At 37.7% G+C, this 21,192-nt stretch carries 21 protein-coding genes; 13 read left to right on the forward strand and 8 right to left on the reverse strand.

Going from position 1 to position 21,192, the window contains the following annotated elements:
• The first annotated feature begins 3 nt into the window (after nt 1-3).
• From QNH24_RS07450 to QNH24_RS07465, 4 genes are all read left to right on the forward strand, one after another.
• Complete coding sequence (locus QNH24_RS07450; RefSeq protein WP_283871445.1) at nt 4-648, forward strand: hypothetical protein; 645 nt, start codon at nt 4-6, stop codon at nt 646-648.
• Between the two features lie 3 nt (nt 649-651).
• On the forward strand, nt 652-1,287 hold the full coding sequence (locus QNH24_RS07455; protein WP_283871446.1) for a hypothetical protein: 636 nt from the start codon (nt 652-654) through the stop codon (nt 1,285-1,287).
• A 373-nt stretch (nt 1,288-1,660) separates the two neighbouring features.
• Nucleotides 1,661-2,113: a hypothetical protein gene (locus tag QNH24_RS07460; RefSeq protein WP_283871447.1), complete on the forward strand. Its 453-nt coding sequence runs from the start codon at nt 1,661-1,663 to the stop codon at nt 2,111-2,113.
• A gap of 249 nt (nt 2,114-2,362) precedes the next feature.
• Nucleotides 2,363-3,643: an NtaA/DmoA family FMN-dependent monooxygenase gene (locus tag QNH24_RS07465; RefSeq protein ID WP_283871448.1), complete on the forward strand. Its 1,281-nt coding sequence runs from the start codon at nt 2,363-2,365 to the stop codon at nt 3,641-3,643.
• Nucleotides 3,644-4,181: 538 nt separating this feature from the next.
• Here the strand turns inward: QNH24_RS07465 and QNH24_RS07470 are convergent.
• A complete protein-coding gene (locus tag QNH24_RS07470; protein WP_283871449.1) occupies nt 4,182-5,078 on the reverse strand; it encodes a LysR family transcriptional regulator in 897 nt (298 codons plus the stop codon).
• Between the two features lie 136 nt (nt 5,079-5,214).
• Between QNH24_RS07470 and QNH24_RS07475 the strand changes: the two genes are divergently transcribed.
• From QNH24_RS07475 to QNH24_RS07505, 7 genes are all read left to right on the forward strand, one after another.
• On the forward strand, nt 5,215-6,180 hold the full coding sequence (locus QNH24_RS07475) for an ABC transporter ATP-binding protein (protein WP_283934527.1): 966 nt from the start codon (nt 5,215-5,217) through the stop codon (nt 6,178-6,180).
• Nucleotides 6,177-7,202, forward strand: coding sequence for an ABC transporter substrate-binding protein (locus tag QNH24_RS07480; RefSeq protein ID WP_283871451.1), 1,026 nt, complete (start codon nt 6,177-6,179; stop codon nt 7,200-7,202). The genes QNH24_RS07475 and QNH24_RS07480 overlap by 4 nt, the downstream gene beginning before the upstream one ends.
• 59 nt (nt 7,203-7,261) lie before the next feature.
• Entirely contained in the window at nt 7,262-8,923 is a 1,662-nt protein-coding gene (locus tag QNH24_RS07485) for an ABC transporter permease (RefSeq protein ID WP_283871452.1), read from the forward strand.
• A complete protein-coding gene (locus QNH24_RS07490; protein WP_283871453.1) occupies nt 8,916-9,998 on the forward strand; it encodes an MBL fold metallo-hydrolase in 1,083 nt (360 codons plus the stop codon). Before QNH24_RS07485 ends, QNH24_RS07490 begins: the two co-directional genes overlap by 8 nt.
• A gap of 282 nt (nt 9,999-10,280) precedes the next feature.
• On the forward strand, nt 10,281-11,591 hold the full coding sequence (locus QNH24_RS07495) for a M48 family metallopeptidase (RefSeq protein WP_283872768.1): 1,311 nt from the start codon (nt 10,281-10,283) through the stop codon (nt 11,589-11,591).
• Between the two features lie 85 nt (nt 11,592-11,676).
• Nucleotides 11,677-12,492 (forward strand): YitT family protein, encoded by an 816-nt coding sequence (locus tag QNH24_RS07500; RefSeq protein ID WP_283871454.1) that lies wholly within the window; start codon nt 11,677-11,679, stop codon nt 12,490-12,492.
• 95 nt (nt 12,493-12,587) lie between these two features.
• Nucleotides 12,588-12,962 (forward strand): MmcQ/YjbR family DNA-binding protein, encoded by a 375-nt coding sequence (locus QNH24_RS07505; RefSeq protein WP_283871455.1) that lies wholly within the window; start codon nt 12,588-12,590, stop codon nt 12,960-12,962.
• A gap of 717 nt (nt 12,963-13,679) precedes the next feature.
• On the opposite strand, the gene QNH24_RS07510 is transcribed toward QNH24_RS07505, so the two are convergent.
• From QNH24_RS07510 to QNH24_RS07535, 6 genes are all read right to left on the reverse strand, one after another.
• The gene (locus QNH24_RS07510) at nt 13,680-14,024 is read right to left on the reverse strand and encodes a GIY-YIG nuclease family protein (protein WP_283871456.1); all 345 of its coding nucleotides are present in this window, start codon (nt 14,022-14,024) and stop codon (nt 13,680-13,682) included.
• Between the two features lie 77 nt (nt 14,025-14,101).
• The gene (locus tag QNH24_RS07515) at nt 14,102-14,854 is read right to left on the reverse strand and encodes a DUF2087 domain-containing protein (protein WP_283871457.1); all 753 of its coding nucleotides are present in this window, start codon (nt 14,852-14,854) and stop codon (nt 14,102-14,104) included.
• Between the two features lie 120 nt (nt 14,855-14,974).
• On the reverse strand, nt 14,975-15,850 hold the full coding sequence (locus QNH24_RS07520; RefSeq protein ID WP_283871458.1) for an ABC transporter permease: 876 nt from the start codon (nt 15,848-15,850) through the stop codon (nt 14,975-14,977).
• Complete coding sequence (locus QNH24_RS07525; RefSeq protein ID WP_283871459.1) at nt 15,850-16,770, reverse strand: ABC transporter ATP-binding protein; 921 nt, start codon at nt 16,768-16,770, stop codon at nt 15,850-15,852. The genes QNH24_RS07520 and QNH24_RS07525 overlap by 1 nt, the downstream gene beginning before the upstream one ends.
• A gap of 6 nt (nt 16,771-16,776) precedes the next feature.
• Nucleotides 16,777-17,181 carry a DUF3021 domain-containing protein gene (locus QNH24_RS07530; RefSeq protein WP_283871460.1) on the reverse strand — a complete coding sequence of 135 codons (405 nt, stop codon included), beginning with the start codon at nt 17,179-17,181 and terminating at the stop codon, nt 16,777-16,779.
• A 1-nt stretch (nt 17,182) separates the two neighbouring features.
• Nucleotides 17,183-17,632, reverse strand: coding sequence for a LytTR family DNA-binding domain-containing protein (locus QNH24_RS07535; protein ID WP_283871461.1), 450 nt, complete (start codon nt 17,630-17,632; stop codon nt 17,183-17,185).
• A gap of 226 nt (nt 17,633-17,858) precedes the next feature.
• Between QNH24_RS07535 and QNH24_RS07540 the strand changes: the two genes are divergently transcribed.
• Entirely contained in the window at nt 17,859-18,887 is a 1,029-nt protein-coding gene (locus QNH24_RS07540; RefSeq protein ID WP_283871462.1) for an AbrB family transcriptional regulator, read from the forward strand.
• Nucleotides 18,888-19,048: 161 nt separating this feature from the next.
• Here QNH24_RS07540 and QNH24_RS07545 read toward each other — a convergent pair whose 3' ends face one another.
• Nucleotides 19,049-20,743: a methyl-accepting chemotaxis protein gene (locus QNH24_RS07545; protein WP_283871463.1), complete on the reverse strand. Its 1,695-nt coding sequence runs from the start codon at nt 20,741-20,743 to the stop codon at nt 19,049-19,051.
• A gap of 236 nt (nt 20,744-20,979) precedes the next feature.
• Here QNH24_RS07545 and QNH24_RS07550 point away from each other — a divergent pair, with 236 nt between their 5' ends.
• Nucleotides 20,980-21,123, forward strand: a complete 144-nt coding sequence (locus QNH24_RS07550) for an RAxF-45 family protein (RefSeq protein WP_283871464.1) — start codon at nt 20,980-20,982, stop codon at nt 21,121-21,123.
• Nucleotides 21,124-21,192: the final 69 nt, after the last annotated feature.

A 21,192-nucleotide genomic window follows, 5' to 3' on the forward strand; every position in this document is an offset into this window, starting at 1 on the left:
CCGATGACAGTTATTGTGAATTCAATAGGGAATCTAGGATGGGTTGCTAATTTTCAAACCAATCAAAGCTTTCATCCTTTCCAAATAGATGAAGGTGAAATAGATCCTAAAAAAGCTGAGATTGAAAACTCACGTAAAGAATATGCAGAATTCCTACAATCTAGCAATGCTATTTATCAAGGGGCAATTCCAACTCAACTTGTCGACAAAGAAACAAATGCTATTAATATTGTAACGGGTGTTTACTATAATTTAGGAATAATAAATGCCAAACCTTTGAATGTTACGCCTTTAGCAAGTGGAGGGGTCAACTCGAATTTCAGCCCAAAAATATGGAAAATACCAGGTTCTTCTATTGTAACACCAGAGCAAGAAGCAGCGCTTAAAATGCGACAATCCTACTCACTACCTGAACGACAAGAAGCCAATGAACTTGTGGCTGTCTTTATGAGCCTCTCTCGGTTAGCGGAAGGAAAAAAATCTGTGGCTAGTATGAATGATGATGCTATGTTTATGCAACATTTCCCAAAATTTGCAAAAGGGATAGGGCTTGATTTAAGTAAACCGTTTACCATCAATGGTAAATCGTTTACTTATTCACATGGAACATTGCAAACGACAGCTACAGAAGAATTAATGGAGGAGTAATTTATGGAAATAAAATCCTTTATGCTCAAAAACCTGGGAACAATTTCTAGTTTTCAAGTAAACCAAAATCAAAAGCCTTCAAAAATAACAGAAGTCGATGAAACTGATTTTAAACAAGAAAAAATCAAAGCATCGCGTGAAAAATATGCAGAATTTGTACAATCTTGTAATGCCATTTATCAAGAAGCGACGCCTATGCAGCTTGTTGATAAACAAACAAATGCCATCAATATTACTAACGGTGTGTACTATCATTTAGGCTCAGTTAATGGAAAACCTCTTAATGGCACGGCTTTGACTGGTGGTGGCTTTAATTCTAATTTTAGTCCTATGTTTAAAGAGTCAGCGCCTGGGACAAGGCTAACACCTGAACAGGCAGCCTCACTTAAAAGGCATCGGTCTTATTCACAAGCTGAGCATCAAGGGGCAAATGAATTTGTGGCTGTCTTTATGAGCCTCTCTCGGTTAGCGGAAGGAAAAAAATCTGTCGATAGTATGAATGATGATGCTATGTTTGCGCAACATTTCCCAAAATTCGCAAAAGGGATAGGGCTTGATTTAAGTCAACCGTTTACCATCAATGGTAAATCGTTTACTTATTCACAAGGAACATTGCAAATGACAGCTACAGAAGATTAACCGATAAATCTGTTTTTACATGGTTATCAGGTGGTTTCAGGTTTTTACAATTCTAATTTTGCGGTATTATGGGAAGATTCTGCAAGCGCAACATCTGATACTCTAATGTTAAGTGATTCTGCTAATGCTGGTCTAATTGTGAAAGATAATGTTGCTGAAAACGAAGAAATTATATATGAACTAATGGAGGAGTAATTGATGAAAGTTACTTTTAATCCAATTAATAATTTAGGAACAGTTTCTACATTTCAAACAAAGCAAACAAACTTTTAAGATTGCAGTTGGTGAAACTGATTCTAAACAAGAAAAAATCAAAGCATCGCGTGAAAAATATGCAGAATTTATACAATCTTGTAATGCTATTTATCAAGAAGTGACGCCTAAGCAACTTGTTGATAAACAAACAAATTCCATCAATATTACTAACGGTGTGTACTATCATTTAGGTTCAGTAAATGGCAACCCTCTTAATGGCACAGCTTTAACTGGTGGTGGCTTTAATTCTAATTTTAGTCCAATGATACAATGGACAGGAGTTGGTACAAAGGTTACACCTGAACAAGAAGCAGCTTTTAGAATACATCAGTCCTATTCACAAGTTGAACGTCAAGGAGCCAATGAACTTGTGGCTGTCTTTATGAGCCTCTCACGGTTAGCCGAAGGAAAAAAATCTGTGGCTAGTATGAATGATGATGCTATGTTTATGCAACATTTCCCAAAATTCGCAAAAGGGATAGGGCTTGATTTAAGTCAACCGTTTACCATCAATGGTAAATCGTTTACTTATTCACAAGGAACATTGCAAACGATAGATACAGAAGATTAACAAAAATTATCGGTAGGTATTCCATTGAAATTAGTGGTAGATGTGTATTATATGGAAATACGGCAATAGGTTTCAGCTTTACGCTAGGATAATAATAGTTTACAAGAGCTTTGCTACGTTCGTGTAGCAGGGCTTTTTTCTTTTCACACGTAGAACAGTTACAGCTAATGCCGCTTATATTTATTGCATTCTATGAAAAGAATCTATAAGATGGTAATGATAATCATTTTCAATTAAAAAGGAGAGTTAATGATGACTAAAAGACATCTTGTAATTGGCATGCACCTAGCTGTACATGGTGAGCAAGGTAAGACAGGTACTTTAATTGATGAACATATAGCATTTGCCAAGCGAGCAGAGGCGGCAAAATTAGATTTTATTTTTAAGGCTGATTACTTAATAGCCCATCCAGAGTTAATTGCCAAAATGAAAGGGACTGTAGGGTTAGATCCTAGCTTTTTATTGGCAATGGTGGCAAGAGAAACGAAACAAATTGGTTTAGTAACAACCATATCAACATCTTTCATACCACCTTATTTGATTGCACGTCAATTACAATCCTTGAATTGGATAAGTGAGGGGCGTGTAGGGTGGAATCTTGTCACATCCATTGATGGGGCGTATAATTTCAGCAATGATTTGATGCCTTCCTCAGAGGAGCGATATGCAAAGGCAGCGGAATGTAAGGAAGTTGTAGAACAGCTGTGGCACAGTAATCCTTATGAAGCATTAGAAGCTGATGGTGATTTTGAGAAAATTAAGGAGCTTGTAAAGCCAATCGATTATGAGGGAGCGTTTTTCCAGATTAAAGGACCATTAAATATACCGATGCATCCAGCAGGAGATATTCCGTTATTCCAAGCTGGTGCATCTGAGTCAGGACGTCAATTTGCTGCATCAGTATCAAATGCAATATTTGCTGCTACGCCAGTAATGGAAGTGGGTATTGAACTGCGTAAAGATTTACGCAAGCGTGCTGTTGAGGTAGGACGTTCAGCAGATGACATTCGATTATTGCCAGGGCTCTATTTCTTTATTGGTGATACATATGAAGAGGCACTAGAAATGCACCGTCAAGCGCACGCTTATTTAACACTTGACCGTCGTCATAGTGCTTTAGAATCTGTTATTGGTATAAATATTCGTCATTTAACGTTACAGGATTATGTAACAGCAGAGATGCTACCGCCAGAGGATCAAAAGGTACGTAGTAAAACACATGCTCAGCTTGTACGCCGTTATATTATTGAAAATAAACCGACAGTAGCCGAATTATTAGCACGTCCAGAGGTAATTGGTTCAGCACATCTTGTAGCAATTGGTACACCGCAGGATATTGTAGAGCAAATTGTCACATTTTATGAGAAAGGAGCATTAGATGGTTTTATTGCTGTGCCAGGTGGTCCTGCAAAATCTTTAGATTTATTCTTTAGCGATGTTATACCAGCGCTGGTGAAGCAGGGGTTATTCCGAGCTGAGTATGAAGGAAATACTTTGCGCTCTCACTTAGGTTTAGATACTAGCTCCTAACAATCACCTTACAAGTCGATAAACATCAGGCCAGGCTGAACAACTTTACAATCCATAACTCAGGTTTCTTCAGAGCCGATTATAGGGCAGAATTAAATGACCTTAGCTTTTTATTGAAACAATTAATTACAGTTTAAGTTTTATAATTGCCATTATCAGCTTATTTCAAAAAAACGCTAGTTGAGCGATTAGGTGAAGCAGAAGAAGTTAACATATAGCTGTTCCCTCAAGTGTTGTCATGGATGGAACAGTTTTTTTAATGCTGGAGTGCTGAAAAATTCTAATATGTGCCATTTTTTCTAGTGCTAAAACGGGGATAGTGTGAAAGAGATTGTGATGTAATTTTATAAGTATTCACTATCAAATTAGAAATCCCGAATTTCATCTTCAAAGTGAATTCGGGATTTCTTGTTTGCTTAACCTTCTAAATCGCACCAAATAATTTTAAGACATTAATGGTAATAATCCTTACAATGTCGAAATCAGAATCACCAAAAGTTGTTCCTCCATAACTGATATCAGTCTATGTCAAAGTACGCTATATTTTTAACTGTTTGGCTAAATCGTAAATGGACGATTTGACAAATGAATCTATTTTGCTATCTAAGCGAGATTTAGGATGAATTAGTTGAATTTTCCGATTTAGTGTATCATCTTCTAAATCTCTCTTCATTAATAGACCTGATCTTAATTCATCCTCAATGAGTGCAACTGACAGAAACGCAATTGTTTTTCCGAAAGTAAGCATTTTCTTTATGGTGCTAACAGAATCCAACTCGATTGTATGAATGGATGGGTGGATTGGGTCCATCCATTTTTCGATAAAATGATTCGTTGAACTAGAGGAAGTGTGCAACAATATTTTATTTTTGAGGACATCCGATTTGGTGATGTCCTTTTTTGCTGCAAGTTCGTGACAAGGGCTTAATGCTAAAACAAGTGAATCTTCTCCAATTGTTTCATAAACAAGTGCCGCGTTTTCCTGCTTTGTTTCCATTATCAAACCAAAGTCTAACTCTTGAAGAGCTACCATTTTTTCAATGTCTGGGGCTGTTTTTACTTCAAGTGATATTCGAATTTCTGGATAAGCTGTCGAAATCTGATGAATAAGTTCTGGCATAAAAATATGGGCAGGTAGTCCGCTAGCACCAAGACGAATGGAGCCGATATGACCTGCCAAAAGATTATCGACAAAGCGATTCATATCCTTCTGAAGCTGAACAATTTGGCGGGCATAATGATAGAGTCCTTCGCCAGCTTCTGTTAAACGATATCCCCCTGCATTTGTGCGAAATAAATGAATCCCGTATTCCTCCTCAATCGAGCGGATATGAAAGGAAACTGTTGGCGCAGTAATGCCAAGCACTTGGGCAACGGGGGCTAATTTTTTTAATTCTACGAGTAGGCAAAATGCCTGTAATTTTAGATTATTCATTTTATCCTCCTAAAGTAAATTAGAAAAAATCTTGCATTTGCTTAAGTTTATTAGAATTTTTTTAACGAGTTATTAATAGAACATTAATATTTTCTAAATATCTAGGATTTATAGTTGTATTAGCGAGGAGGATATGATGAAAATCTCACTAACAAATATCGAGAAGAAATTTGGACATGCTCAGGTGCTATGGCCAATTAATCTGGAATTAGAAAGTAAATTTATTACGATTCTAGGACAATCAGGCTGCGGGAAGACTACATTATTAAAAATATTAGCCGGACTTGAACAACCAACAGGTGGAGAAATTCGATTTGATGAAACGATGATTTATTCATCTAATCTTCATCAAAATATCAAACCAAATAAACGTAATATTGCAATGGTTTTTCAAGATTTTGCGCTCTGGCCCCATATGACAATTTTTCAAAATATTGCGTTTGGCTTGAAGGGAATTGTTCCAAAGGAAGGTATTCCTCAACGAGTGCAGTATGTGATGAACTTAGTGAAAATGAAGGGGTATGAGAAACGTAAACCTGGGGAGCTTTCAGGAGGGCAGCAGCAACGGGTAGCACTTGCGAGAGCGCTTGCGACAAATCCCAAGCTTATTTTATTTGATGAGCCCTTATCAGCCCTTGATGCAGTACTTAGAGAACAGATGCAGGCTGAAATTATGCAAATTATTGATGAACTAGATTGTCAGGCAATTTTTGTCACTCATGACCAAACAGAGGCGATGACAATGTCTGATCAAATTATTGTGATGGAGGCAGGCAGAATCGCACAAATAGGAACACCTGAGGAAATATATCTTGCGCCAGCAACTCCATATGTGGCTGATTTTATTGGTAAAGTGAATTGGTTTGAAAAAGGTAACTATATTGTGCGACCTGAGGGGGTTTCCAGAATACAACGCCCAGGAACAATTGCAAAGTTTGCAACAATCATAAAAAGCACCTTTGTTGGGGATCGTTATTTAGTGCAGGCAGAGGTAGAAGGTAAGCAATGGAGCTTTTATGAGGCACAGCCCATAGAGCATGGTATAAAACTTGAAGTGTTTATTGACAAAAAACAAATATATCAATTGGAGGGTTCACATTGAAGAGAAGAGGTTTAAAGCTTTTTGCGACTGCTGGTATTCTATTGACATTGGCATTAGCTGGGTGTGGTAACAAAGAAGTAGAGAAAACAGAGAAAGTAAGTGCACAGCCAAAAGAAGAGCAAATATTAACAGTATATTCAGCAGGTCCAGATGGATTAGCAGCAAATATTCAACAAGCATTTGAAGAAAAAACAGGTATAAAAGTAGAGATGTTTCAAGGGACAACAGGTAAAATTTTGTCACGATTAGAGGCAGAAAAAAATAATCCTGTAGCTGATGTTGTTGTACTGGCATCTGTCGCATCTATGGATGGCTTAAAGGAAACGTCACAGCTACAAAGCTATCAAGATGCTAAACAGGCAGAAAAAATCAATTCTGACTGGTCAGATGCTGAGGGCTATTATTATGGATACAGTGCTTCTGCATTAGGTATAGCTTATAACACAAAAAATACGCAAGAAGTACCGACAGATTGGTCAGATTTAGCAAAGGAACAATGGCAAAATAAAATCAATATACCCGATCCAAGCTTGTCAGGCTCTGCTGTAGATTTTCTATATGGCTATGCGCTGGCGGAAAAAAATGCTTGGAAAACGATGGGGCTATGGAAGAACAATGGCTTACAAGTAAATGGTGCGAATAAGGAAGCTTTAGATGCCGTCATAACAGGTGATAAAAATGCTACAATTGCAGGCGTAGATTATATGGCTTATAAGGCAAAAGCAGACGGCGAGCCAGTGGAAATTATGTATCCGAAAAGTGGAACAGTTGTTAGCCCAAGAGCAGTTGGTATTTTAAAGGATGCAAAGCATATTGAGGCTGCAAAAGAATACGTAGATTTTTTACTATCTGATGAGGGACAAAAGCTTGTAACAGATGCTTACTTACTGCCTGGCAACAAAGAAATACCTGTAAAAAATCGTGCTGCATTAGATGAGGTTCCACAGTTAACTGTGAATTGGAAAGGTGCAGAAGCAGACCAGCTTGAGATATTAACGAAATTTAATGATATGTTTCGTTAAGAAATAGGAGGAGGTTTTGCGCCTCCTTCAAGTTTTTGCATGGAAGGATGGAAACATCAATGATTATGGAAGGCAGACTCACTTTTGGTTTTTTACTGACAATAGTTGTCACATTTGCTATTGCTCCATTAATAGCTATTTTAGGTTACACCTTTTTGAAGGATGGGCAATTTGACATCTCACAAATCAATCGAATGCTGGAAGCTGAAAGAGTGTGGAGGACGCTTGGGAACTCCATGCTATTAGGGGTACTTGTAATAGTTGGAACAACCATTATTGCATTTCCAATGGCACTTATCAGAACGAAAACAAGTTTATATCGTTATGATTGGCTTGATATTATTTTAACCATTCCATTTATGACTCCTCCGTATATTGGTTCAATGGGATGGATTTTGTTTATGCAGCATAATGGCTTTCTTCAACAGCTATTTCCAAGCTCAGCCTGGTTAACGAAAACCTTCTTTTCTTTATTCGGTATGGTGATGATTATGAGCTTACATCTCTTTCCTTTTTTGTGTTTAATGTTGAAAAATACGCTCCTTCGTATTAATGGTTCCTTTTTAGATGCAGCACTCATTTTTGGACGAAGCCCCTGGAGAAATTGGACGAAAATCGTTTTACCTTTAGTGGTATCAAGCTATGTCTTAGGAAGTCTGCTAATTTTTATAAAAACACTTGCGGAATTTGGAACACCTGCCACTTTTGGAAGTCGAATTGGATTTCAAGTATTTACAACAGAAATTCATACTTACTTATCAAGATGGCCAGTAGACATTAGCATGGCGACATCCCTGTCTTTATTTTTACTCTCGGTTTGTCTTGTCATCTGGTATATTCAAAATCTTATTGGACGCAAACATACATATGGCGTTCTATCTGGTAAAACACCAGCAATGCGTGAGGTTAGGGATAAATGGTATATCAAATTAGGCTCATGGATGTTTGTGGGAGTTGTTCTTTTATTGTCAATCGGTATTCCTTACTTTTCCATTGTCGTAACATCTTTGCAAAAAGTAAGAGGAAATGGTTTGCAAGCAGGAAATTTTAGCTTTGCATCCTATCAAGAGATGTTTACAGGGGGAAGCGCTGGATTATCGGCATTTTTAAATAGTGTGATGTTTTCTGTTATAACGGCTGTTGTGACGGCTATTATTGGATTGTGTATCGCACTATATATTAAAAAGGGTGAAACGAAAAAGCAGCAAGTATTAGATTTCTTTAGTTTAATGCCTACTATTGTACCTGGAATTGTCTTTGTAGTTGGGTTAATCATGTTTTGGAATGCGCCATGGTTACCGGCAACTATATATAACACAAAGACAATGGTTGTTGTCACGTATTGTATTCTTTTCTTACCGTATTCTGTGCAATACACAAAATCCTCATTATCCCAAATAGATTCGTCAATCTTTCAATCAGCAGCTATTTTTGGACGAAGTAAATGGGATGTTTATCGACAGATTATAATTCCTTTATTAATGCAAGGAATTCTCGCTGGTATGATGATGACATTTATTATTTCCATGCGTGAGCTTGTAGCTGGATTATTAATTTTGCCTCCATCAGTGGAGACTGGGGCAACATTTATTTACAGTCAGTTCGAGCAAGGAAATGTTGGGGTGGGAATGGCTGTTGCAGTTATTACTGTGGTCATGACCGTTATTTTCATGTTTCTACTCGGGTGGCTGCAAAAGCGGGGAGGGCATGAGAATGCTTAATATCGAGATTTTAGGTGGAGTCGGTGAATATGGCCGTAATTGTTTTTATATTGAAAAAGAGAGGCGGGCTATTTTACTGGATTGTGGCGTGATGAACAATCCTCAAAAAACCTTGCCAAACTTAACAGAGGCCCACGTAGCAAAGCTTGAGGCAGTATTCATTTCCCATTCCCATATTGATCATGTAGGTGCTATTCCGTTACTCGAAAAGTGGGGATATAATGGGCCAATTATAATGAGTGATATGACGGCACAGCAACTAAAAATGACCTTTTCAAATATTAGTATTTTTCATCCAGAATCAATTGGAGAATGGATATTTGTGAATAAGGATGTAGCCTATCAGTGGGGGTATAGTGGACATCTTATTGGAAGCGTTTGGTATAAGATTCGTTTTTGGGGGAAGATGCTCTTTTACTCTGGCGATTATGTCACGGATTCTTATTTATTGAAGGCTACGCTGCCAGTAGCGGATGGGACGATTTATGATGTTGCATTTATCGACAGCGGTCATGTTGAAAAACAAATCAATAATTTTCAAACATTGCAGCAAATAATGGAATATATAAGCGTTCATCCAGAACAACCATTTATTTTTCCATCTTCATTTTCAGGAAAAACTGTCGATATTGCAGCCTACCTCCATCAACATACACAGCGAACCCTGCATATCGATCAGGATTTAATATCGCTATTTGAACAGTATGAGAAGGCATCTGAAAATTTATTGCCTACTAAAGGCATTTTGCCATCTTTTAAACAACAATGTCAGACAAAGAGTGCTGATATTTATTTTGTGCCTGATCGTAATGCGTCAGAGCTATTGGAGCTACTACAAAAAATACCGAAAGCAATCGTTATTTTTACAGGCTATTGGCAAAAAGATAACTATAAAATGATGTTATCAAAAACGGAATACAAGGAATTTTTTTATAAAACACATCCTGATTATCATGATATTTTAACACTTTCTAAAACAATACATGCTCAAACGACCATTTATTTTCATAGTTCATTTACGAACAGAGAAACTACACTTTTGCAATTACTTAAAAACAAGAAGGCACTAACATGATGTCCTACATTATGAATATTAATGACATGTATGTAATACCATGCTTCCGATTTCCAGTTAACTTTCAAAACAATTGCTAAAATTCATTTGAAGACAGTGAACAGGCTTTGTACTTTTGATTTGTACAAGGCTTGTTGCTGTTTTTTTGCAATTACTTTGAATTTTGTATGGAATTAGCTAAAAGGCAAATAAAAACACTGAAAAATTTGTTCTAACTTTTTTAATTTCGCTTACACTTACTATAGGACGAACTCTTAGCTTTAACACAAGGGAGGAAATGACATAGCGAAAAAAATGGGAATTGTCGCGCTACTATTATTCGGTGTTTATTTGCTGTGTATGTATTGGTATATATTCCATAGCGGTGGTGGTACAGTACCAAGAGCATTCCAGGGAACCGTTGCAGATCCAGTTATGTTTATGTCTGAAAAAGAGCTGTTTCTAAGTGGTGAATATTCAAAAATAAGAAACTTCCTTTTCTTTGTTGCAACTCCATTGGAATGGTTAGTGTACGCTTTCATTTTGCTAACAGGCATTTCACGTTATTTCGAAAAAGTGGCGACAGCACAAACGAAGTGGAAGTTATTACGGAACGCAGGCTATTTATTCTTATTATCATTGCTACTGTATCTTGTGCTATTCCCTCTAGACTATTATCGTTACTATTTAAGCAAAAGCTACGGTATAAGCACACAAGCATTCTCGTCATGGATGCGAGATGGCATTATTGATTTTTGGGTTAATTTCGGCACGAGCCTCATCGTAGTATCAGTCATATATTGGCTTATTAAAAAGAGTGAAAAAAAATGGTGGCTATATACTTGGCTTTTAACGATTCCATTTACAATATTTGTGATGTTTATCCAGCCAGTTGTCATTGATCCCTTATATAATGATTTTTATCCATTAAAAAATAAGGAACTAGAAGCGAAAATTCTCTCTATCGCTGACCAGGCTCATATTCCAGCAGAGCATGTTTATGAAGTGAATATGGCAGAGAAAACAAATGCCTTAAATGCATATGTCACAGGCATAGGAAGTAATTCAAGGATTGTTTTATGGGATACAACCTTAAATCGTCTCACAGACAATGAAATATTATTTATCATGGCACATGAAATGGGACATTACGTTGAAAAACATATTTATTTTGGTATAGCTGGGTACCTAGTGTTAACTTTAGGAGGATTGTGGTTAACCTCCAGATGTATGCGATGGGTGATTAGAAGATATGGACAGGTATTAAAAATAAAAAAAATGGGTGATATAGCCTCTTATCCGTTATTTTTACTTATTACCTCCATATTGCTGTTTGCTTCTAACCCTTTGACAAATTATGTGTCAAGGTATCAGGAAACAAGAGCCGATCAATACGCTATTTCACTTACGGGTGATCGAGAGTCTGCCGTTACTGCATTCCAAAAGCTAACGATATCTGGTTTAAGTGAGGTAAATCCACAGCTTCTTGTAAAATGGTTTCGCTATACACACCCACCAATGCTGGATCGAATTGATAGGGTAGCGGAAAAAGAGGGGCAAAAAAAGGAGGCTCCTGTTAAAGAGGAGCAGAAAAAAGAACAACAAAAGCAATAAATAGGCAGGGTTTCTTGGACGTAAAAGTTGGGTATCCTAGTAGAAGGATTGAAAACTTGTTTGTTCTTATGATAGGGGAATCGTTATGCGTAATATTATCATCATTACACTTTCATCGATTTTAGTGGCCTTTGCTTATAATTTTTTGTTAATTCCCCATGAAATATTAAGTGGTGGATTGAGTGGAATAGCTATTATGCTTGGTATTGTAACACCCTTAAATACAGGGGTCTTAAATTTACTATTGAATTTACCGCTTCTTATTATAGGCGTTATGAAGCTTGGGAAGCGGTTTATTGGATATACGATACTATCAGTGGCTGTCTTGTCAATTAGCCTGTATATTATTCCTATTTATAAGGCTACTCAAGAACCCATCCTTGCCTCCTTATTTGGTGGTGTTATTGTCGGAATCGGCACGGGTATGATTTTTCGTGCGTCTGGCTCCTCTGGTGGCTTTGACATTATAGCCATGCTGTTAAGCCGAAAACGCGATTTCCCATTAGGTGCATTAATTTCTGGAATGAATGGAATAGTAGTAGCTATCTCAGGCTTCGTTTTTAGCTGGGATGCTGCCTTACTCACTCTTGTATCGATTTATGCTACGGGCAAGATTGTCGATACGATTCATACTAGCCATATAAAATTGACGCTGATGATTATTACAGGTGAGGGTGAGGAAGTAAAGCAGCAACTTTTATCAAAGCTTCATCGTGGTGTAACGATAATGGATGCGAAGGGTGCTTACTCTGGGGAAGGGCGTAAGGTTTTAATTACAGTAATTACACGTTATCAGCTTGCCGAAGTTAAAAATATGATTAAGGAAACAGATGCAAAGGCATTTGTTAATATTTTACAAACGACAGAGGTAATTGGTGTTTTTGATAGGGGCTCAAAGTAAATTAAAGTGAATATTTCTTGTACACACGTTATCGGTTATAATAAATATAATCGAACGTGTGTTTTTATTATGGGATAGATAGGGAGAGATTCAAAATGGACAAAGAATCAATTCATGCGTATTGTTTAAAGCTTCGAGGAACAACACATGATTATAAACAGGAGTGGGAGGCTGACCGCTACCAAGTTAGTGGAAAAATGTATGCAATGATAGGGGGGAATGCTACCGGAAAGCCAGTTCTTACGCTGAAATGCGAGCCCCAGCGTGCAGAAGAATTAAGGGAAGCTTACGAAAGTATCATACCTGGCTATTATATGAATAAAACTCATTGGAACTCCATTTACATGGATTCAGATGATGTACCCCTTGATTTGGTAGAAAAGCTTATCGAACATTCCTATGACCTAGTTTTCGGAAAGCTAACAAAAAAAGCACAGCAGGAAGTCCTTTTACTTGAAGAGACAATGTGACATTATAGTGTAAGATGGAAGGTTAAAAAACTACCCTTTTTCTAAGATATATTGAGAAAATGGGTAGTTTTTTTAGCCAAAGACATGCTCATGCCCGAGAGAAAAATGCTTGGGCAAGACAAAGCAACGCTCAAGTTTAAGAGAAAAGCGCTCGGGTGAGTCGAAGCAACGCTCAGACCCAAGAGAAAAGCGCTCGGGTAGGTCGAAGTAACGCTCAGGTCAGAGAAAAAAGCGCTCGGGTGAGATGAAGCAACGCTCAGGTCCAAGAGAAAAGTGCTCGGGTAGGTCGAAGTAACGCTCAGGTCAGAGAAAAAAGCGCTCGGGTGAGACGAAGCAACGCTCAGGTTCAAGAGAAAAGTTCTCGGTTAGGTCGAAGCAACGCTCAGATCCAAGAGGAAATTGCTCAGGTAGGTCGAAGCAACGCTCAGGCCCAAGAGAAAAGCGCTCGGGTAGGTCGAAGTAACGCTCAGGTCAGAGAAAAGCGCTCGGTAAGGTCGAAGTAACGCTCAGGTCAGAGAAAAAAGCGCTCAGGTATAAGTAGGAATCGCTAGGTACACCAACAAATGCTCAGGCAAAGAAAAAGTCGCTTATTGCAATCGAAGCAATGCCCTGGCTTGCTTAAAAAGTCTACAATCGGACAAAAAAACCCCAAGCCCATTGAAACGGCTCGGGTTCAACAAAAAACGTTCTTCAAATCACAGTAAAGAAGAAATCAATTTATGCATTATAGCCACGGTCACCAAAAGGCTGTAGTGTATCGAGCCATTTTTGCTCAAGTTTTTCTAGCTCTCTTTTGGCATCAAAATAGCCCTCTTCTTTTTTCTTTAAGTATTCAACGATTTCAAGGTCAAAAGCATCTTGACCAAAAGTGTTGAAATCTGCTTGTAGTTTTTTATTGGTATATGAATTAGTTTTAAGCGAAAATTGAAATCCGTTTAGGCGCTTTAAATTATTGAAGCTACCAACAAACACCTTTCCATTTTGTTTATTGGTCATTGTAAAAACGCCCGCTTCAATTTTCATTTCTTTATACATTTCCTTTAATTCTTTTTTATGGTCCATTGAAAACCCTTCTTTCTTATTTTTATCCTGCATTAACAAGCAGTCGTTTATAATAACTAATCCTCTCTGATTCAGCTTCACTTTATCCAATAGGCACTGCCATCATCTGTACGGTCCATAAAACCATATTCAATTAAATAACGGCGGATTTGTACATAATCCTCATACATTGGCTGGATTGCCTCATTTAATTCTTTTTCTGTGTACTGTTTGGTCTTATCGAAAAGCTTTGTGATTGCTCGTAGGATGATAATTTTATGCTTTTCTCGTTTTGGAAACCGGGTAAGCTCTTGACCAATTCCCTTTGGAAAATACTTTTCGAGTAACTCTTGTTCCTCAGATAGCGTAATATTATAGCGATCATCCACCATTGTTGCGGTTTTATGAATTGGAATAAAATGATCTTCCTTTTGATCCTTTTCTTTTAATAGTTCCATCATGGCAAGAAATGTTTTTGCTTGTCGCTCTTTTTCCTTGAGTGTAAAACGGTGATGACGAATCGTTGTTGCGCTACCTATATCAAGCCTCTCTTTTATTTCTTGATCCGTATGTCCCTCATAGAATAAACGCATGATATGACTTTGATGGTCTGTTAGCCCTGTCATTTTTTTATTTAATCCATTTAAATAATGAAAAACGGAATGATGTGCAGAAGTAATATGATGCTGCATAAATTTTTCTGCCTCATAAAGTACGCCTTCATAGGGATAGATAATACCTTTTTCAATTCGTTCGCCGCAAAGCAAGCAAGTAAAATATGCTGTTTCCTCTACGTAACCCTTTTTAATGTCCTCAATCGATGCTTGCCAAAACAGTTCATTAACATCCATTAAAAGTCCTCCCTGAAATAAACAAAATATTATTTCGTTTGCTTATCTATATTAAAAATAACAAATTGTTTGTTTTAAATCAATAAAAAACACATCGCTTGATCAACGATGTGTTAAAATCTATTTATTTTTCTTTTTGAAAAGGATAATAGATAGGATGGCTAGTATAAGAGTAGTAGCTAGAATAATAATGACACTTGTAGAGGTACTGAGAATATTTCCATGTAGATCATAGACAATACCATACATTTCTTTATATTCTTCCACGTTTGAAGCAGGTATACCCTCGAAAACTTTGGTGATGGAGCTTCCCATAAATGCATTGCGTAATAGTAAGGTTGTATGACTGATAGGGAAATACATAATCAAATTTTGTGCAAAGCTAGGTAATGCACCAATAGGGACATAGACGCCACATAAGAAGCCAAGTGCAGTTCCCACAATGGTACTTAATGTTGAAAAGGAGTTTTGAGTCGTCGCAAATAATACTAGAAAAAGATTAAAAACACTGGCAAGTAATACTGATAAAAATAATAGGCCTACTACATGAACGAAATCTCCAATGCTGAGAAGCTCACCGCCAGTGGATACAATAAAGATTTCACAGCCAAGGAGGGCAATAAAGGAAAAGATACAGCCAATAATAAAGGCATTGAACACATAGCTAAATTGAATAGTGGCTCTTGAAATAGGGGCGGTTAAAAAATCAGCCTGTGCTTTAGATTCCAAATCCTTTACGGCAATTCCGTAGGCTGCGAGTGTTGTAGTTACAGCGATCATGGATAATAGCCCCGCTACAAGCCATTCATTCACCATTGTAATTAGTTCAGGTGTAGCCTCTGTCATTTGCTCAATAGCATCCACCTGCATTTTTTGTAGAAATACGGCATATAGCACAATTACGATAATGACAGAAAGCAGTGAATAGAAAACTTGTGTTTTATCTCTACGGAAAACCTTATTATTTCGTTGTACTAGGCTAATAAATGCTTCCATTATGCAGCACCTTCCTCCGCCATAATATGAAGAAAGACATCATCCATTGTCCCTTTTATTACTTCAAAGGAGGCGATGAACGGCTCTGCCTTTTTTAATAAGTCCAAAGCATGAAGCGTTGAGTCAACTCGAATAGTGTAAATACCGAGCTTTTCTGTGTAAGAAATGGCATTGTCCTTGAGCCACTTACTGCCTTCAGCACTATTATGAAAAACAAGTGCCATCGAATCATAGGCATACTTAGTCTTCAAAGCATCCGGTGTTCCTTCAGCAACAATTTCTCCTTGCTTTAAAACAATGACATGATGTGCAACAGCCGCTTCCTCCATGTAATGTGTAGTTAAAAACACAGTCATATTTGTTTCAAGTTGCAGTTGTTTAATTGCCTGCCAAACAAATTGACGTGTTTGTGGATCTAATCCGGTTGTTGGCTCATCTAAAAATAAAATTTTCGGTCGATGAATAAGCGCTCGTGCTATATCAGCGCGTCTTTTTTGACCGCCGGATAATGTTCCATATTTACGTTTTTCTATATCCTCTAAATGTAAATAGGTAGAAACAAATTGATAGTTTTCAGCCAGCTGTGCTCTTGATAAGCCATATGTTTTGCCGCGATGCAGTATATTTTCACGAACGGTTAATCGCTCATCAAGTAGGCTTTGCTGAAAAACCACGCCAATTGATTTCCGTATTTCAGCATTGTCATTGCTTGCATCAAGGGTGTGACCGTTAATTTTCACAGTACCACTTGTTTTTTCTAATAAGGTACAAAGTATTTCAATGGTTGTTGATTTACCTGCACCATTTGCCCCCAAAAATGCAAAGAGGGTGCCTTCTTCTACAGTAAATGAAATCCCTTTAACAGCCCGATGCTCACCATATTGCTTACGCAGTTTGTCAACTTGTATAGCAAATTTCATAATAGATTATTCCTTTCTTTTTTGTATTTCATGATTGATTTCTTTAATATCGTTTAATTGAAGCACGTAGGTAATACCCCATACGATAACGTAAATAACGATTTCCGCTATCAGTATATACACAAGACTAGAATGATCAAACCAGTGGCCAAAATAACCTGCGATGATTACACATAAAGTTACGGCGATTATGTGTAAGGGCAGTTGTATTAAAAAAGGTAAACGCTCAATATCATAAATTAAGGACAATAAGCCTATGACAACACCTAGAATGGCAGCGATTATGACTTGCTCAAGTAATGCTGATCCTACTATCACTTCATTATTAGACAGCATACTTAAGGTCACAAGGACGTAGGAGGAACTCAGTGAAATAAGTAGACCAATAATCATCATGCGCAATATTTTCATATTATGAATCCCTCCCGATACCTAAATGGCGTTTTAACTCTTTTAAATATTTTCGGCTGACATGCACGGTAACATCATTTTCAAGCATTAGTTCAGTCGTTCCCAGTTTCCCCATTTGAATAGAGGCAATTTTATGAATGTTGACGAGTGTTGATTTACTCACTCGTGCAAAATCTTTTGCAAACTGCGCTTCTAGTTCATATAATTTGCGTTTTGATTCAAATTCCTGTTCTTCTGTCTGCAAAAATACCTTCGCATCCTCTGCATAAATCGAGAAAATTTCAGAAATCTTTAGCATATGAATTTCCTGCTGTATATAGCCATCTATCATCGTTGTTTGTGAAGCTTGGAGCTGCTTCATCAGTCGCTCAATTTGTTCGTTATATTCTTTTGCATGTATATGAATCTCATTTTCTTCTAGTGCGCTATTAATTGTTAAATGAATCTTCATTAGAGGCCTCCTTTACCTATCCCCATTACCGGGATAACACTGAATCAGGTAATAATAATGTAGCATAGAAAAAATTGGCTGGGACAATTTCTTCGATAAGAGGTCACAATTTAATGATGACAGGTTTATTATTCACAATATAGATCTTGTAAAAAGCGGCGAAGTAGAAAAAGAGGGGAGTTAGCGGCATAATGGACTTATTCAGTCATGAGGGGTTGCTTCTATTATGTTTGTTTTTGATCGACACATGTTTATTACATTATGTATTGGGCTAGCAGGTGCGTTTATCTTTCAGGCTGTCCATATTCCGATGCCCTGGTTACTAGGTGCCATAGCGGCAGTGCTGATTGTTCAGTTATCAACAAAAGTTCAACTGAAATGGCATCCGTATTTTCGAAATTTTGGTTTAATCGTAGCAGGATATTCCATTGGGTTTGCTTTTACACCAGAAGCTGTGCAGGATATTAAACAATTTTTAGGGAGCATGATTGTCCTTAATCTTCTATTTATTGCTCTGTTCTTTGCTGTAAGTTATATTGTGGCAAAGCGTACTGATTTAGATTTTGCGACCTCCTTAACTTGCTGTGTACCTGGAGGAATGTCACAGGTTGTGGCCTTTGCTGAGGAGCAAGGGGATATGGATATGGTCGTCATAACATTTTTTCAAATACTGAGGGTACTGCTAATCGTTGGCTTTGTACCTTTAATGGTAGCAGGTTCTAGTGGAGGTGGTAACACTATAGATGGGGCATATACATGGAGCCTTATAGGGGTCCTTGTTTTATGTAGCGCTGTGGGATGGCTTGCGCAAAAAATAAAAATCCCAACAGGCTATATGCTCGGTCCTGTATTTTTGTTAATGGGAATCAATATAGCAGGGGTAGAGGTCCCGCAAATGCCAATATCCTTACTTCATATTGCTCAGCTAATGCTTGGTATTTATATTGGGCTTTTACTAAAAAAAGAGGATTTACATTTATCCAAGAAGCATGTGTTTTATGCATTTGTATCAGCTGGTATTTTTATTGGGGGTGCCTATGGTTTAACATTTGTTATGCAGAGCTTGTACAATCTTGAATTTAGGACAGGCTTTTTAAGTATTGTACCAGGTGGACTTGATCAAATGGGTATAATCGCTGCTTCTGTTCATGCCAATGTCACGATTGTCACAGCCTTTCAGCTTTTCCGTGTATTGGTCGTATCGATCTTCCTTGTTCCGTTTGTCAAAATGTTTGTGAAAAAGGTGAGAGTATAGCAGGTAACGAGACGAGCAGGATGGCAACAGGTAAATGAACCGTGTTAAGCATACTCACAGATTGCGAATGTACCTGCCAGTAGCATTATCACAACAAATCAGCTCCAAGTATAAAAAAGATTGTCCATTGGCATTTACCCAATGAACAATCTTTACCGTCTTTAATATTTAAATTGATGAATTAAATCCTGTAGTGTCTCTGCATTTTTTGTAAGCTGTAAGGCTGCTTTATTAATATCCCCCATGGATTCAAGATTTGCTTCTGCAATTTGTGTTACGACCTTCGACTGCTCCCGTGCTTCAACGGCAATTTCAGCCATTATATGTGTAGATGCATTGGCCTGCTCTATTCGCGCGTAGAGCTCTTCAGCAATCCCTGAAACCTCTTGAATTTTATTGGTTACGAGAGAGACCTTAGCTGTTATCTCTTCAAATGCAACACTTGTTGTCTGCACAACTTTGGCACTTGAAGCAGCTTCTTGTTCACTCTCTTGCATATGCTCCCGTGCTTCCTTCGCTAGCTGTTGCATGGTATGAATCGTCTTGGTAATTTCTGCTGCAGATGTTTTTGATTGCTCCGCTAATTTACGAACCTCTTCGGCTACCACCGCAAAGCCCTTCCCGTGTTCTCCAGCCCGTGCCGCTTCAATAGAGGCATTTAACGCCAGTAAATTCGTTTGATCTGCAATGGCATGAATCACTTCAACAATTTCGTCAATCTTATTAGCATGTGTATCAAGTGCAGCGATTGAGTTGGCACTCTCTTGCACGGTTACTGCCATAGCCTGCATTTGCATTTGCATCTCCTGTGCTGTCTGTTCTCCATGCTTAGCTGTATCAAAGGCATCAGAAGCATAGGATGAAACCTCACTATTTGTTTCAGTGACTAGTTGAATACCTCCAGCAATATCCTGCATGGCCTCAGCATTTTCATTGGCACTATGCTTTTGCGTGCTCGCACCGCTTGCTAGTTCCTGCATATTGGCTGTTAAATTCTCCGTCGTGTCTGTCGTAGAGCCAGCAGTTGCAGAAAGCTCAGCAGATGATGCAGATACCTGATTAGCTGTTTCATCTACTCGTTGCATCATTTTACGTAATGTTGCAAGCATTGCGTTGAAGGAATTTGCCAGCTCACCAATTTCATCCTTAGACTTAACAATAAGCTGCTGTGTTAAATCGCCCTTTCCAGCAGAGATGGTTTCTAGTTGAGCATTTAAATGCTTTAAAGGTTTAACAATCCCTCGTACAAATAAAATACCTGCAATTACGGCGATTATCGCTGTAATAATTGCAAAAATACCCATTTTAAAGAGCATTTTTTGGGCTACTGCATTGATATCAGAGGAAGGCACGCCTGCAAAAATCATCCCTATTATTTCTCCATCCGCGTTACGTAGCGGTTCATACTTTGTAAAATAGGGTTCACCCACAACCTCTGCTGTGCCTGTATATATTTTTCCCTGTGATAGCACAGCTTTTGCTACTTTTGGATCTGCAGTTGTTCCAATTGCTCGCTGTCCATCGACCATAACATTTGTATTAATACGTGTATCATTGGCGAAAATTGTAATTGCCGCTTGTGATAATTCTCCTAATTTATCGATGATGACAGTCTCATCCGCTACCTTCGCATCACCCTTATAGAGCTCTCCATTTTTTAGCTGCCAATCTCCTGGCAAGGTTTGATGGAGATTATGTACACTTAAATCTAAAATCTGATTCAGACGTATATTGTATTCATCTTGTAAAGCTGTTTTCATTTCGCTTGTATTCACTAGACCAATCACAATTAGAACAAAGGCTATAATCGCAACAATCAACAAACTCATTTTGTTTTGTATACTTCGTTTTTTCATCAATGCCCCTCCATATTTTGCCACATAAAATAGACAGTAAGCTACTGCTGAGAAAGCTTACTGTCAAATTACTAAATATTGAAATAATTCAGGAAAACATTCCTATTTTTAATTAGTATATAGCTAGATAGAACATTTGTATATTTACAAAAAAGTGACAACTGAAATTTTTTCTTTTCTAAATTCTTGAATTATGGTATTATAAATTTAATTACTATGAACGGAGGTGAAAAGGAATGAAACAAAACGCTACGAAAACATGTGTAAAAGTGGATACAGCTATGTATTTTGCACGTGTTATTACTTTCGATTTTGCGAACAACGGGAGAGGTCTGTCCATTTTTAAGCAAAATCAAATAATAACAAACGTAGCGGATTAACCATTCTTTTTCACAAATAAATGAGGAAAAGACTGCTTGTTAATGGAGCAGTCTTTTTTTGTGTCTATA

The sequence above is a fragment of the Lysinibacillus pakistanensis genome (assembly GCF_030123245.1).
Classification (GTDB): Bacteria; Bacillota; Bacilli; order Bacillales_A; family Planococcaceae; genus Lysinibacillus; species Lysinibacillus pakistanensis.